The organism is Kluyvera sp. 142486 (assembly GCF_046569695.1).
In the GTDB taxonomy this organism is placed as follows: Bacteria; Pseudomonadota; Gammaproteobacteria; order Enterobacterales; family Enterobacteriaceae; genus Kluyvera.
Window position 1 is genome coordinate 88646 of sequence record NZ_JBKHUI010000018.1, and the last position, 14072, is coordinate 102717.

11 protein-coding genes are annotated in these 14072 nt (G+C 57.7%); 6 read left to right on the forward strand and 5 right to left on the reverse strand.

Features of this window, described 5'->3' with window-relative positions:
* Positions 1 to 4: 4 nt before the first annotated feature.
* Both fsa and ptsP read right to left on the reverse strand, forming a co-directional pair.
* A complete protein-coding gene (gene fsa, locus ACLGE8_RS18610) occupies positions 5 to 667 on the reverse strand; it encodes a fructose-6-phosphate aldolase (RefSeq protein ID WP_411000373.1) in 663 nt (220 codons plus the stop codon).
* Positions 668 to 679: 12 nt separating this feature from the next.
* Positions 680 to 3181, reverse strand: coding sequence for a phosphoenolpyruvate--protein phosphotransferase (gene ptsP, locus ACLGE8_RS18615; protein WP_411000375.1), 2502 nt, complete (start codon positions 3179 to 3181; stop codon positions 680 to 682).
* Between the two features lie 312 nt (positions 3182 to 3493).
* Between ptsP and ACLGE8_RS18620 the strand changes: the two genes are divergently transcribed.
* The 3 genes from ACLGE8_RS18620 (at position 3494) to ACLGE8_RS18630 (ending at position 5360) form a co-directional block, all read left to right on the forward strand.
* Positions 3494 to 4573, forward strand: a complete 1080-nt coding sequence (locus ACLGE8_RS18620) for a PTS fructose transporter subunit EIIC (protein WP_411000377.1) — start codon at positions 3494 to 3496, stop codon at positions 4571 to 4573.
* A gap of 18 nt (positions 4574 to 4591) precedes the next feature.
* On the forward strand, positions 4592 to 4912 hold the full coding sequence (locus tag ACLGE8_RS18625) for a PTS fructose-like transporter subunit IIB (RefSeq protein WP_185668795.1): 321 nt from the start codon (positions 4592 to 4594) through the stop codon (positions 4910 to 4912).
* A 91-nt stretch (positions 4913 to 5003) separates the two neighbouring features.
* A complete protein-coding gene (locus ACLGE8_RS18630; protein WP_411000379.1) occupies positions 5004 to 5360 on the forward strand; it encodes a PTS fructose-like transporter subunit IIB in 357 nt (118 codons plus the stop codon).
* Here the strand turns inward: ACLGE8_RS18630 and ACLGE8_RS18635 are convergent.
* The 3 genes from ACLGE8_RS18635 to argE all read right to left on the reverse strand — a co-directional run bounded on the left by ACLGE8_RS18635 (position 5347) and on the right by argE (position 10429).
* Positions 5347 to 6186 (reverse strand): helix-turn-helix transcriptional regulator, encoded by an 840-nt coding sequence (locus tag ACLGE8_RS18635; protein ID WP_411000381.1) that lies wholly within the window; start codon positions 6184 to 6186, stop codon positions 5347 to 5349. The two genes, ACLGE8_RS18630 and ACLGE8_RS18635, sit on opposite strands and share 14 nt — an antisense overlap.
* Positions 6187 to 6313: 127 nt before the next feature.
* Positions 6314 to 8965, reverse strand: coding sequence for a phosphoenolpyruvate carboxylase (gene ppc, locus ACLGE8_RS18640; RefSeq protein ID WP_411000383.1), 2652 nt, complete (start codon positions 8963 to 8965; stop codon positions 6314 to 6316).
* 312 nt (positions 8966 to 9277) lie between these two features.
* A complete protein-coding gene (argE, locus tag ACLGE8_RS18645; protein ID WP_411000385.1) occupies positions 9278 to 10429 on the reverse strand; it encodes an acetylornithine deacetylase in 1152 nt (383 codons plus the stop codon).
* A gap of 153 nt (positions 10430 to 10582) precedes the next feature.
* Here argE and argC point away from each other — a divergent pair, with 153 nt between their 5' ends.
* From argC to argH, 3 genes are all read left to right on the forward strand, one after another.
* Positions 10583 to 11587, forward strand: coding sequence for an N-acetyl-gamma-glutamyl-phosphate reductase (gene argC / locus ACLGE8_RS18650; protein WP_411000387.1), 1005 nt, complete (start codon positions 10583 to 10585; stop codon positions 11585 to 11587).
* Positions 11588 to 11599: 12 nt separating this feature from the next.
* Positions 11600 to 12373 carry an acetylglutamate kinase gene (argB, locus tag ACLGE8_RS18655; RefSeq protein ID WP_411000389.1) on the forward strand — a complete coding sequence of 258 codons (774 nt, stop codon included), beginning with the start codon at positions 11600 to 11602 and terminating at the stop codon, positions 12371 to 12373.
* Between the two features lie 108 nt (positions 12374 to 12481).
* A complete protein-coding gene (gene argH / locus ACLGE8_RS18660; RefSeq protein ID WP_411000391.1) occupies positions 12482 to 13855 on the forward strand; it encodes an argininosuccinate lyase in 1374 nt (457 codons plus the stop codon).
* The last annotated feature ends 217 nt before the right edge of the window (positions 13856 to 14072 follow it).

A 14072-nucleotide genomic window follows, 5' to 3' on the forward strand; every position in this document is an offset into this window, starting at 1 on the left:
TCTCCTACAGGTTCAGATTTCCAAATGCGTTTTTCCAGTCTTGCTCAAACTTCTCAATAGCTGACTCTACTGCGGGTGTGCCGAGCATTTGTTGCGCTACATCTAAAGGAAGGGTGATGGCTTCACATCCTGCCAATAAACAGTCCAGCGCCTGACGTGGGGTTTTAAAGCTGGCGGCCAACACTTTGCTTTCCGGGGCGTGCAGCTCCAGCAGCGATTGCAGCTCCTGCACCATGCGGATGCCGTCACCGCCCTGGGCGTCAACACGGTTGACGTATGGCGCGACGTATTTTGCCCCCGCCAACGCGGCAAGCAGCCCCTGAGAGGCGCTGTAGACGGCGGTGCCAAGTGTTGGGATGCTCTCTTGTTTCAGTAGCTTAATCGCCGCCAGACCTTCGGCGGTGACCGGGACTTTCACGACGATGCCCGGCACAGCATCATTCAGCTTACGCGCTTCGGCCACCATGCCTTCGGCGGTGCGGCTCATGGTCTGGGCAAACAGCGTGCCATTTTCACCCACCGCTTTTTTCAGCCGTGGCAGCACGTCCCAGATGGATTCGCGGCTGGCGGCCACGATGCTCGGGTTGGTGGTGACGCCGACAATCGGGAAAATACGGGCCAGATGTTCCACTTCCTGCACGTTGGCGGTATCCAGATACAGTTCCATGCTTGTTTCCTCTTAAAGTTCCAGTTCGTGTTGCAGCAGGCTGGCAATGGCGTCGGCAGAGGCGGCGTTAACCAGAGCGCTGCGGAATTCTTCATGCATGATGCGGCGGGCCAGGCGCGAGAAAATGCGCATATGCTGGTCTCCGGCGGCATGTTTGTTCAGCGTCAGCATAATGATGAACTGCGCCTCGTCATCGCCCCAGGCTACCGGCGCGGGCAGGCGTGCCACGCTTATAGTCGACTGCTCAATATGTTCTGACTTGCTGTGCGGAATGGCGAAGCTGAAGCCCAGCCCGGTGGAAAAGACCGCTTCTCGCGCCCACAGGTCGGCTTCCAGCTTGCGCGGGTAGCGGCAGCGCCCGGCGAGCAGCAGGTTGTCGGTCATCCCTTTGATGACCTCCTCTTTGCTGCGCCAGTCGTTGTCGAGCGAAATGCAGCGTGGAGTAATCAGCGGTGCGTCCTGCTGGCTCATACGGAACTGGGCGAGCAGATGCTCCACTTCCAGCGAGGTGCGGCAGGCCATCGCCTGGTTGAGTAACTGACGGCAGGCGCGGCTGTCGAGCTGCGCGAGGCGCGCTTTGGTCGCCGGAATCGACGGCGCGCTCATGCTGATTTCATCCATTCCCAGGCCAACCAGTAGCGGTAGTACCGAGCCTTTAGCGCCCAGCTCGCCGCACAGACCAATCCATTTCCCCTGACGGTGCACCGCCTGCACGGCGAAGTCCAGGGCGCGCAGGAAGGCCGGATTCAGACTGTTGTAGTGGCGAGTCACTTTGGCGTTATCGCGGTCAACCGCCAGCAGATACTGGGTCAGGTCGTTGCTGCCGATGCTAAAGAAGTCTATTTCTTCGCAGCACTGGTCGATGATGAACATCACCGACGGCACTTCCAGCATGATGCCCAGCGGAATGCGCTCATCAAACGGCACGTGTTCGCTGCGTAGCTGCTGTTTGGCCTCGGCCACCTTCTCTTTGACCCACAAAATCTCTTCCATAGAGGAGATCATTGGGATCATGATTTTCAGGCTGCCGTGGGCGGAGGCACGCAGGATGGCGCGTAGCTGGGTGGTGAACAGCCCGGAATACTCTTCATAAATACGCACTGCGCGGTAGCCGAGGAATGGGTTGTTCTCCGCCGGAATATTGAGGTAATCCACCGGCTTATCGCCGCCGATATCCATGGTGCGGATAATAATGCTACGCCCTTCGGCGGACTCCAGCGCCTGGCAGAAAATGTTGTACAGCTCGCTCTCGCTTGGCTCGCTGGCCCTATCCATATAGAGCATTTCAGTGCGGAACAGGCCGACCGCCTCCGCGCCGTTGCCGAAGGCGGCCTGTGCTTCAACGGAGTGGGCAATGTTGGCGGCAACCTCGAGGCGAATGCCGTCGGCGGTGCGCGCTTCTTTATGTAACCAAACGCTTTGCTGTTCGCGAATGGCGGCCTGCACGCGCGCTTCCTGCTGGTAATAGCGGGTGATGGCCTCCGTCGGGGCGACAATTACCGCACCCGCATTGCCGTCGAGGTAAATCGGCTGGTTCTGCCACGGCGTCAGCGCATCAATCTCCACGCCTACAAGGGTCGGAATATTAAAGGAGCGGGCGAGGATCACCGTGTGCGAGGTGGTACCGCCGCTTTGCAGCAGCAAGCCTTTGAGCAACGTTTTGTCCAGTTCGAGGAACTGGCTTGGGGTCAATTCTTCCGCCACGCAGATGGACGGCTGGGTAAGCTGGCCCGGTGCCGGGAAACGGTCTTCACCATAAATATGCTGCAGCAACTGGAAGCCGACGTCGCGCACGTCCAGCGCGCGCTCTTGTAAATAGCTGCTGCTAGAGCGGGCAAATTCGGCGCAGAAGTGGTTGGCGCTTTCAATGATGGCCTGCGCGCAGCTCAGACCGCTATTCACCCCGGCCAGCAGATGCTGGCGCAGCGAGGTATCGGTGGCGAGCGATCGGTGCGCTTCGAGGATGGCGCTGGCGGTGCTGTCGCTGTCCAGCAGGCGCAGCTCCAGCGTTCTGACGAGGCGCGTCAGGCCGCCATCCAGCGCTGACTGTTCCTGCTCTGCATTTTTCGCGGGGGGAAGTTCGCCGAGGTTGTTGAGATCCAGCGCTGCCAGACGGGTAAGCACGCCACCCGCGCTGCCGTTACAGACCGGCAGCGCGCGGAATAGCGTTGGGTTGAGGCGAGTTAAGGACTCCGGCAGTGCCTCCTGCTCTATGTTGGCAACCTGCACCAGCGGCGCGTCGCACAGCGGAAACTCCTCTTTCAGCCAGGCGGAGAGACGTTGGTGCGCGCTCTGCTCATCCGCACCGTTCAGCAGCAGGCGGCAGCTATCGCCCGACAGCGTGTCGGTGCCGATAATTGCCAGCGCGCTTTTGGCGTTGCCCTTTCGGTCGGTACGCAGGTTATGCCATTCAATATCGCAGCTAAACGTGTTGCACAGCGTCTCAACGTGGCTGGCCGGGCGAGCATGCACGCCGTTCGGTAATTCGCAGACAAATTCAACAACCAACGCCATAACCTTATCTCCCAAATCATTCGATATGGGTAACAGCATAGGGGGCTTGTGAAGGACCATGCTATCTGACATTTATGTCAAAAACTGGATAAATGTATGGTCTGCTGGAAAATGCGAGCAACCTCACAGGTTGCATGTCATGTGCATTAATACGGTTATTGCGTCAACTTTTGAGGTCGCTCGCATTTTTCTTTTGATATTACAAAAATCCAGTAAATGCACTTTTTATCCACTGTCTGTCCTGCCGCCAATTGCCTATTGTTTGCCACAACACCCTAATAGACATGGGCCGAAGAAGCCCAGGAGCGACTGATGAAAGAATTGGTGCAAATACTCAAAAACACCCGTCAGCATTTAATGACTGGCGTGTCGCACATGATCCCGTTTGTGGTTGCAGGCGGCATTTTACTGGCCGTCTCCGTCATGCTGTACGGCAAAGGGGCCGTACCTGATGTTGCCACCGACCCTAATCTGAAAAAGCTATTTGATATCGGCGTCGCGGGCCTGACGCTGATGGTGCCTTTCCTCGCGGCCTACATCGGCTACTCCATTGCCGAGCGTTCTGCGCTGGCACCCTGCGCCATCGGCGCGTGGGTCGGTAACAGCTTTGGCGCGGGCTTCTTCGGCGCGCTGATCGCCGGGATTATTGGCGGCATCGTGGTCTACTACCTGAAGAAGATCCCGGTGCACAAAGTGCTGCGCTCGGTGATGCCTATCTTCGTTATTCCTATCGTCGGCACCTTTATTACCGCAGGCATCATGATGTGGGGTCTGGGTGAACCGGTAGGCCTGCTGACCTCCAGCCTGACGCAGTGGTTGCAGGGCATGCAGGCCGGCAGCATCGTGGTGCTGGCGGTGATTATGGGCCTGATGCTAGCGTTCGATATGGGCGGCCCGGTCAATAAAGTGGCCTACGCCTTCATGCTGATCTGCGTCTCTCAGGGCGTCTATACCGTCGTCGCCCTTGCCGCCGTCGGCATCTGCGTGCCGCCGCTGGGCCTGGGGCTGGCCACGTTGATTAATCGTAAAAACTTCAATAACGAAGAGCGCGAAGCGGGGAAAGCTGCGCTGGTCATGGGCTGCGTCGGCGTCACCGAAGGGGCAATTCCGTTCGCGGCGGCTGACCCGCTGCGCGTGATTCCTTCCATCATGCTGGGCTCCGTCTGCGGCACCGTTACCGCCGCGCTGATGGGAGCACAGTGCTACGCCGGGTGGGGCGGCTTGATTGTCCTGCCGGTGGTGGAAGGCAAGCTGGGTTATCTGTTGGCGATTGTGGTCGGTGCGGTGGTTACGGCGGTGAGCGTCAACGTCCTGAAGAGCCTGGCGCGTAAGAACAAGAAAGCGGTTGTCGAAAAAGAGGACGACCTGGATTTAGATTTCGAAATTAACTAATTGAGAAGGTAGAAGATTATGACCAGTATTATTGCGGTAACGGCTTGTCCTTCCGGCGTGGCACACACCTACATGGCAGCGGAAGCGCTGGAGAGTGCGGCGAAATCAAAAGGCTGGAACGTGAAGGTAGAAACGCAGGGCTCTATTGGTCAGGAAAATGAGCTGACGGCGAGCGATGTGGCGGCAGCGGACATGGTGATTCTGACCAAAGATATTGGCATCAAGGCGGAAGAACGTTTTGCCGGTAAAACCATTGTGCGGGTTAATATTAGCGATGCGGTTAAACGCGCCGACGCTATTATGAATAAGATCGAGGCGCACTTAGCGCAGAGCGCCTAAGTTTTATCCCGATACAATAGAAACTTAGCCACTGGCGGACGCGAAAGATTTTTTGCGCCCGCCAGCGTTTGTTTTCTGCAAGGAGGAGACGATGACGGTAACGAGCGGAAGAGTGCTGGTAGCGGTAACGGCCTGCGTCAGTGGGGTGGCCCACACCTACATGGCGGCGGAACGTCTGGAAAAACTCTGTCAGCAGGAAAAGTGGACCATCAAGATTGAAACGCAGGGGGCGCTCGGCATTGAAAATGCGCTGACGGAAGACGACATCCGCCGGGCCGATGCGGTGCTGCTGATTACCGATATCGAGCTCAATGGCGCAGACCGATTTACGCAGAGCCGCTATGTGCAGTCTGGGATTAGCGCCTTTTTACGCGAGCCGCAGAAGGTGATGAGCGCGGTGCGTAAGCTGCTCTCCGCACCACAGCACACCCATATCATTCTGTCGTAGTCAGCTGACTATGGTACTGACGGCGATACTCTGACGGCGACCGGTCGGTATTTTTACGAAACAGGCGGCAGAAGTAGTTGCTGTCGACAAACCCACAGGCGTGGGCAATCTCTTTGACCTTCAGGTCGTAGCCCTTCAACAGCCGTCTGGCGTGCTCCAGCCGGGTGTGGTTGAGGTATTCGTTAAATCCCATCACTCCGCTTTTCTGGAACAGGTGCGACAGATAGTTCGGGGAGATGTAGAACGCCTGCGCCACCGATTCGCGGGTCAGCGGCTCGGCAAAGTGGCTGTCGATGTGCTCGCGAATGGCGTCGAACAGCGCCTGACTGCGCGAGGCGGTCTGGATCTGGCTGCTGAGCAGGTCGGCACAGTGGCTGATCAGGCTGGTGGCAATCAGCCGAGCGGTCTGCTGCTCTTGCGGCTGCATCTGAATTTCACTCATGGTTTGCAGCAGGAAAGAGCCAACGCGCGGCCCACGGCGGGCGACGTGCTGCTTCGCCATGTTCTTCAACTGATGCCCATCCCACTGCTGCACGCTAAACCCCAGCTGCTGTTTGCCAAACAGAATGCTCAGCGTGGTGACCGGGGTCTTCCACTGTGGGAAATTCCAGCCGCCAGCAGGAACGTAGAGCGCGTCCTGCGCCAGCATGGGTTCACCCAGCGCGGCATCGGTGAGCTGCCCTTCAAGCAGAATTTCCAGCCGCGGAAAGTCGACCTGAAACGCCATCTCCGGCACCGGCGAGTGATTCCCGGCAAACCAGATTTTTTGCAGCGGCGTGGCGCCTGAGGCGATGTGGGAAAGCAGCGGGTTGATGTCGAAAAGCATGTGGCTCCCTGTCGTGGTGAACAACGCAGAAACCTTAACCGAGGGGATAAAAAAAGGCCACAAAGAATGTGGCCTTTTGGGTACGTCCCGGCGTCGCTTCGCTCGGCCGGGCTACATGGGGGAGAGATTAGCCTGTGTTACGCATACCGGCAGCAACGCCCGCGATGGTGACCATCAGCGCTTGTTCAACGTTATGGTTTGGTTCCTGGCCTTCTTCTTCCGCTTTACGTGAACGGTGCAGCAGTTCGGCTTGCAGAACGTTCAGCGGGTCGGTGTAGACGTTACGCAGCTGGATAGACTCGGCAATCCACGGCAGGTCGGCCATCAGGTGCGCATCGTTGGCGATATCCAGCACCACTTTGATGTCGGCTTCCAGCTGCTCACGCAGCTCGGTGCCCAGACCCCACAGCTCTTTTTTCACCAGGCGCTGATCGTAGTATTCCGCCAGCCACAGGTCAGCCTTCGAGTAGACCATCTCCAGCATCCCCAGACGGGTAGAGAAGAACGGCCAGTCGCGACACATGGCTTCCAGTTTGCTCTGCTTGCCGTCTTCAACCACTTTTTGCAGCGCCGCGCCGGCACCCAGCCAGGCTGGCAGCATCAGGCGGTTCTGCGTCCAGGCAAAGATCCATGGAATCGCACGCAGTGACTCGACGCCGCCGGTAGCGCGACGTTTTGCCGGGCGTGAACCCAATGGCAGTTTGCCCAGCTCCTGCTCCGGCGTGGCGGAACGGAAGTACGGCACGAAATCTTTGTTTTCACGGACGTAGCCGCGGTACATCTCGCAGGAGATATCCGACAGTTCGTCCATGATGCCGCGCCACTCTTCTTTTGGCTCCGGCGGCGGCAGCAGGTTCGCTTCCAGAATCGCGCTGGTGTAAAGCGACAGGCTGCTGACGGTGATTTCCGGCAGGCCGTATTTGAAGCGGATCATCTCGCCCTGTTCGGTCACGCGCAGGCCGCCTTTCAGGCTGCCAGGAGGCTGGGAGAGCAGCGCCGCATGCGCCGGTGCGCCGCCGCGGCCGATGGAGCCACCGCGACCGTGGAACAGCGTCAGCTCGATGCCTGCTTTCTCACAGGTTTTGATCAGCGCGTCCTGTGCCTGATACTGCGCCCAGGATGCCGCCATTACGCCCGCGTCTTTGGCGGAGTCAGAATAGCCGATCATCACCATCTGCTTGCCCTGAATAAAGCCGCGATACCAGTCGATGCTCAGCAACTGAGTCATGACGTCGTCGGCGTTGTTCAGGTCGTCCAGGGTTTCGAACAACGGAGCAACCGGCAGCGCGAAGGTAATGCCCGCTTCTTTCAGCAGCAGGTGAACCGCCAGTACGTCGGACGGCGTTTTCGCCATGGAGATAACGTAGGCCGCGACAGAGCCGATAGGGGCATCGACAATCGCTTTACAGGTATTAAGAACTTCGCGGGTTTCGTTGCTTGGCTCCCAGCTGCGCGGGAGAAGCGGACGTTTGGAATTCAGTTCGCGGATCAGGAAGGCCTGCTTGTCGGCTTCTGACCAGCTTTCGTAGTCACCGATGCCCAGATAGCGGGTCAGTTCGCCCAGCGCTTCGGTGTGACGGGTGCTTTCCTGACGTACGTCGATACGCACCAGCGGCACGCCAAAACACTTCACGCGCCTAAGGGTGTCGAGCAGTTCGCCGTTGGCGATAATGCCCATTCCGCAGGCCTGCAGTGATTTATAACAGGCGTACAGCGGTTCCCACAGCTGTTCGTTCTGGCTGATCAGGCCCGCTGGCTTCGGCAGACGTTCACCTTTCAGGCGCGCTTCCAGCCATGCCTGGGTGGACAGCAGACGGGTACGCAGGTTTTTCATCAGGAAACGGTACGGCTCGGTGGCACCGGCTTCACCAACGAGTTCGCGCAGTTCGTCGGTGCACTCAACCATCGACAGTTCGGAAATCAGAATCTGAATATCTTTCAGGAACAGATCGGTGGCTTTCCAGCGGCTGAGCAGCAGGACGTGGCGGGTGATTTCTGCGGTCACGTTCGGGTTGCCGTCGCGGTCGCCGCCCATCCAGGAGGTGAAGCGTACCGGTACGAAATCAACCGGCAGCCGGTAGCCGAGGTTCTCTTCCAGCTGTTCGTTCAGTTCACGCAGGTAGTTTGGTACGCCTTCCCACAGGCTGTTTTCCACCACCGCAAAGCCCCATTTGGCTTCATCAACCGGGCTTGGGCGATGCTTACGAATTTCATCGGTGTGCCAGGACTGGGCAATCAGCTGGCGCAGACGGCGCATCACCTGGTTGCGTTCGTAGTCGGCGATATCGTTGTTATCAAGCTGCTTCAGGCAGTTGTTGATCTCACCCATTTTGTGAATCAGCGTACGACGCGTGATTTCAGTAGGGTGCGCGGTGAGCACCAGCTCCAGCGACAGAGATTCAACGGCTTTTTTAATCGTGTTTTCGTCGAGATTGGGTTGGTCTTTGAGTTTACGCAGGGTACGAGCAATCACTTCCGGGTTGCTTGCTGCTTCGCCTTTTGGCGAAATGCTGTGGTACTGCTCGGCGGTGTTGGCCAGGTTCAGGAACTGACTGAACGCGCGGGCGACCGGCAGCAGCTCATCGTTGGACAGGTTCTGCAGCGTGGTGAGCAGCTCCTGGCGATTGGCTTCGTTGCCCGCACGAGAAGATTTGGACAACTTACGGATCGTTTCTACACGGTCAAGAATGTTCTCACCAAGCGCATCCTTGATGGTATCGCCTAGCACTTTACCGAGCATACTGACATTACTACGCAACGCGGAATATTGTTCGTTCATTAACCCAGACACCCCATCTCATTTTATTTTGTTATATCCCAACCCCTGGAACGTAAGGGCGAGATAAAGACACCTCTTTTATAAAGCCACGTAAATACTCGCACGTCAATTGCTGCGAAATCGCTTCAGCAAACGAATAAATCGCGACAATTTACGAAAGTTAATTCGCATCGTGCCAGATAAGAAATGCTTATGAAAATGTGAAGGCGATCGCGGGAATGCGGGGGGTGGGGATGTGCCGGATGGCGCTGCGCCTATCCGGCCTACAGACAGGTTCTGCCCGGTAAGCGTAGCGCCACCGGGCAGAACACATTAATGCCAGCAGAAGTGATGCACAACCTGGGTAATTAATTCGCGCGTCGGCTTAATAAAGCGCGTTTCCAGGTATTCGTCCGGCTGGTGCGCCTGGTTAATCGAGCCTGGGCCCAGGACGATGGTCGGGCACAGGGTCTGGATAAACGGCGCTTCGGTGCAGTAGTTCACCACTTCGGTCTTGGTGCCGAGCAGTTTTTCCAGCACCTGAACCAACTGGTGATCCGGTGGGCATTCGTAGCCTGGAATCGGCGGATGCAGTTCGCTAATGGTCAGACGGCCCGGCCACTGGGCGCTGACCGGCTCAAGGGCTTCGTCGAGCAGGCCGTTCAGATCGTTCAAGGTCATGCCCGGCAACGGACGGATGTCCATGTGCAGTTCGCAACAGGCGCAGATGCGGTTAGAGGCATCGCCGCCGTGAAGGCTACCGAGGTTGAGCGTTGGATATGGCACGGTGAACGCGTCGTAGTGATAGCGCTCTTTCAGCGAGTCGCGCAGCTGCATCACGCGGCCAATGGCGTCGTGCATGATCTCAATGGCGTTGACGCCACGCGCCGGGTCGCTGGAGTGGCCGGACTGGCCCATCACGCGGATGGCGTTCGACATATGGCCTTTATGCGCACGCACCGGCTGTAGCGAAGTAGGTTCGCCGATGATGGCGCAGTCCGGGCGAAGCGCGGTGGATTCGGAGAAGTAACGCGCGCCAGCCATGCTGGTCTCTTCATCGGCGGTTGCCAGAATATAGAGCGGCTTTTTCAGCGTCGTCACGTCAACATCACGCAGCGCGTCCAGAATAAAGGCGAAGAAGCCTTTCATATCGGCGGTGCCCAGACCGTAGAGCTTGTTGTCGTGCTCGGTGAGGGTAAATGGGTCGCGGGTCCAGCGGCCGTCATCGAACGGCACGGTATCGGTATGACCGGCGAGCAGCAGCCCGCCTGCACCTTGCCCGGCGCTGGCCAGCAGGTTGAATTTATTGCGCGTGCCGGGAACCGGCTGCACCTCAACGTTGAAGCCCAATGAGGCGAACCAGTCTGCAAGCAGAGTGATTAAAGACGCATTGCTCTGATCGAGCGCTTCTTCGGTTGCGCTGATGGAAGGAGTGCCGATCAACGCACGGTAAATCTCGATAAATGGGGGTAAATTGTTTTTCATTGTTGACACACCTCGGGTCATGATAGTATCAATATTCATGCAGTATTTGTGAATAAAAATACATTATCATTAGGCGTAAGAAAACCCACCAACGGTAGGGTGAATAGATAACGCTTAATCAGGCAAACAGACATAAGAAGGTGAGCAGCCCCGATGTTGAATACGCTGATTGTGGGCGCGAGCGGTTACGCTGGCGCAGAGCTTGTGACCTATGTAAATCGCCATCCTCATATGAACATAACCGCTTTGACGGTCTCAGCGCAAAGCAATGATGCAGGAAAGTTAATCTCCGATTTGCATCCACAGCTGAAAGGGATTGTCGATCTGCCGCTGCAGCCGATGTCCGATATCAGCGAATTCAGCGCCGGTGTTGATGTGGTGTTCCTGGCGACCGCCCACGAAGTGAGTCACGATCTGGCCCCGCAATTCCTCGCGGCAGGCTGCGTGGTGTTCGACCTTTCCGGTGCGTTCCGCGTGAACGACGGCGCCTTCTATGAAAAATACTACGGTTTTACCCATCAGCATCCTGAGCTACTGGCGCAGGCGGTGTATGGCCTGGCCGAGTGGAGCGCTGAAGCGCTGAAAGAGGCGAACCTGATTGCGGTGCCAGGCTGTTATCCAACGGCGGCGCAGCTTTCCCTGAAACCTCTGATTGATGCCGATCTGCTGGATCTCAACCAGTGGCCGGTGATCAACGCGACTAGCGGCGTGAGCGGCGCGGGGCGTAAAGCTGCTATCTCCAATAGCTTCTGCGAAGTGAGCCTGCAGCCGTACGGCGTGTTCACCCATCGCCATCAGCCGGAAATCGCCAGCCATCTTGGCGCAGAGGTGATTTTCACCCCGCATCTGGGCAACTTCCCGCGTGGCATTCTGGAAACCATTACCTGCCGTCTGAAGCCGGGCGTGACCCACACGCAGGTGGCAGAAACCTTAAAACAGGCCTACGGCGACAAGCCAATGGTGCGTTTATACGAGAAGGGCGTTCCGGCACTGAAAAACGTGGTCGGCCTGCCGTTCTGCGATATCGGTTTTGCGGTGCAGGGCGAGCACCTGATCGTCGTGGCGACCGAAGACAACCTATTGAAAGGCGCTGCCGCACAGGCTGTGCAGTGCGCCAATATCCGTTTCGGCTTCGCTGAGACGCAGTCTCTTATTTAAGGTGTGACGACGATGAATCCATTAATTATCAAATTGGGCGGCGTGTTACTGGATAGCGAAGAGGCGCTGGAGCGTCTGTTTACCGCGCTGGTCAACTACCGCGAGTCGCATCAGCGCCCGCTGGTGATTGTCCACGGCGGCGGCTGCGTGGTGGATGAGCTAATGAAACAGCTCAACCTGCCGGTGAAAAAGAAAAATGGCCTGCGCGTCACGCCTGCCGATCAAATCGACATTATTACCGGCGCGCTGGCGGGTACCGCCAATAAAGCGCTGCTGGCATGGGCGAAGAAGCATGATATCGCCTCCGTTGGCCTGTTCCTCGGCGACGGTGACAGCGTGCAGGTCAGCAAACTGGATGAAGAACTGGGCCACGTGGGTCTGGCGCAGCCGGGTTCGCCTAAACTGATTAATCTGCTGCTGGAAGGCGGTTTCCTGCCGGTGGTGAGCTCTATCGGTGTAACCGCCGAAGGGCAGCTGATGAACGTCAACGCCGACCAGGCGGCGACGGCGCTGGCGGCTACGCTTGGTGCAGACCTGATTCTGCTCTCTGACGTGAGCGGTATTCTTGACGGTAAAGGCCAGCGTATTGCTGAAATGACCGCGGCGAAGGCAGAGCAGCTGATCGAGCAGGGCATTATTACCGACGGGATGATTGTGAAGGTGAATGCGGCGCTGGATGCAGCGCGTACGCTGGGTCGCCCGGTGGATATCGCGTCATGGCGTCACGCGGAGCAACTGCCGGCGCTGTTTAACGGCACACCGATTGGTACGCGTATTCTGGCTTAAGTTTTTCCCCTCACCCTAACCCTCTCCCTCAGGGAGAGGGTCGGGGTGAGGGTTGTTTTCAGGCCGGGTAAGACCCGGCATAAATAAACGAATTTAAGGAAGCATGTTATGGCACTTTGGGGTGGGCGTTTTACTCAGGCAGCGGATCAGCGGTTCAAACAGTTCAATGACTCTTTACGCTTTGACTATCGCCTGGCGGAGCAGGATATCGTTGGCTCTGTTGCCTGGTCCAAAGCGCTGGTGACGGTCGGCGTACTGACGGCGGAAGAGCAATCTCAACTGGAAGCTGCGCTGGGCGTACTCTTGGAAGAAGTGCGGGCAAACCCGCAGCAGATTCTGGAAAGCGATGCTGAAGATATCCATAGCTGGGTTGAAGGCAAGCTTATCGACAAAGTCGGTCAACTGGGTAAAAAGCTGCACACCGGCCGTAGCCGTAACGACCAGGTCGCGACTGACCTCAAACTGTGGTGCAAAGATACCGTTGCTGAGCTGCTGACGGCTATTCGCCAGCTGCAAAGCGCGCTTGTCGACACCGCGCAGGCCAACCAGGATGCGGTGATGCCGGGTTATACCCACCTGCAGCGTGCGCAGCCGGTGACCTTCGCGCACTGGTGTCTGGCCTACGTTGAGATGCTGGCGCGTGACGAAAGCCGCCTGCAGGATACCCTCAAACGTCTGGACGTGAGCCCGCTGGGCTGCGGCGCGCTGGCGGGCACCGCCTATGAAATCGACCGTGAACAGCTGGCGGGCTGGCTGGGCTTTGCATCCGCAACCCGTAACAGCCTGGACAGCGTTTCTGACCGTGACCACGTGTTGGAACTGCTGTCTGATGCCTCCATCGGTATGGTACACCTGTCGCGCTTTGCTGAAGACCTTATCTTCTTTAATACCGGCGAAGCGGGCTTCGTTGAGCTATCTGACCGCGTGACCTCAGGTTCTTCCCTGATGCCGCAGAAGAAAAACCCGGATGCGCTTGAGCTTATCCGCGGCAAGTGCGGCCGCGTGCAGGGCGCGCTGACCGGCATGATGATGACCTTGAAAGGTCTGCCGCTGGCCTACAACAAAGATATGCAGGAAGACAAAGAGGGCGTATTCGATGCGCTCGATACCTGGATGGACTGCTTGCATATGGCGGCGCTGGTGCTGGACGGTATTCAGGTGAAGCGTCCGCGTTGCCAGGAAGCGGCGCAGCAGGGCTATGCGAACGCCACCGAGCTGGCGGATTATCTGGTGGCGAAAGGCGTTCCGTTCCGTGAAGCGCACCATATCGTGGGCGAAGCGGTGGTCGAAGCCATTGCTCAGGGCAAACCGCTGGAAGATCTGGCGCTGGCCGACCTGCAAAAATTTAGTGCGGTAATTGGTGAAGATGTCTACCCAATTCTGTCACTGCAATCCTGCCTTGATAAGCGTGCAGCAAAAGGCGGCGTGTCGCCGAAGCAGGTGGCGCAGGCCATTAGCGACGCGAAGGCGCGCCTCGCGTAACCTTCGTCTTTGTAGGCCTGATAAGCGTAGCGCCATCAGGCAAATCGGCGCACATTGCCGGATGGCGGCTTCGCCTTATCCGGCCTACGCGTGATGTAGCCCGGCCAAGCGCAGCGACGCCGGGTTTTTTGTGCACAGAAAACCCCCAGCTAGGCTGGGGGTTCCGGAAAGCTTTCAGCTTTAAGCCAGTTATTAAAACCCCTTTTGATTTGTTAAA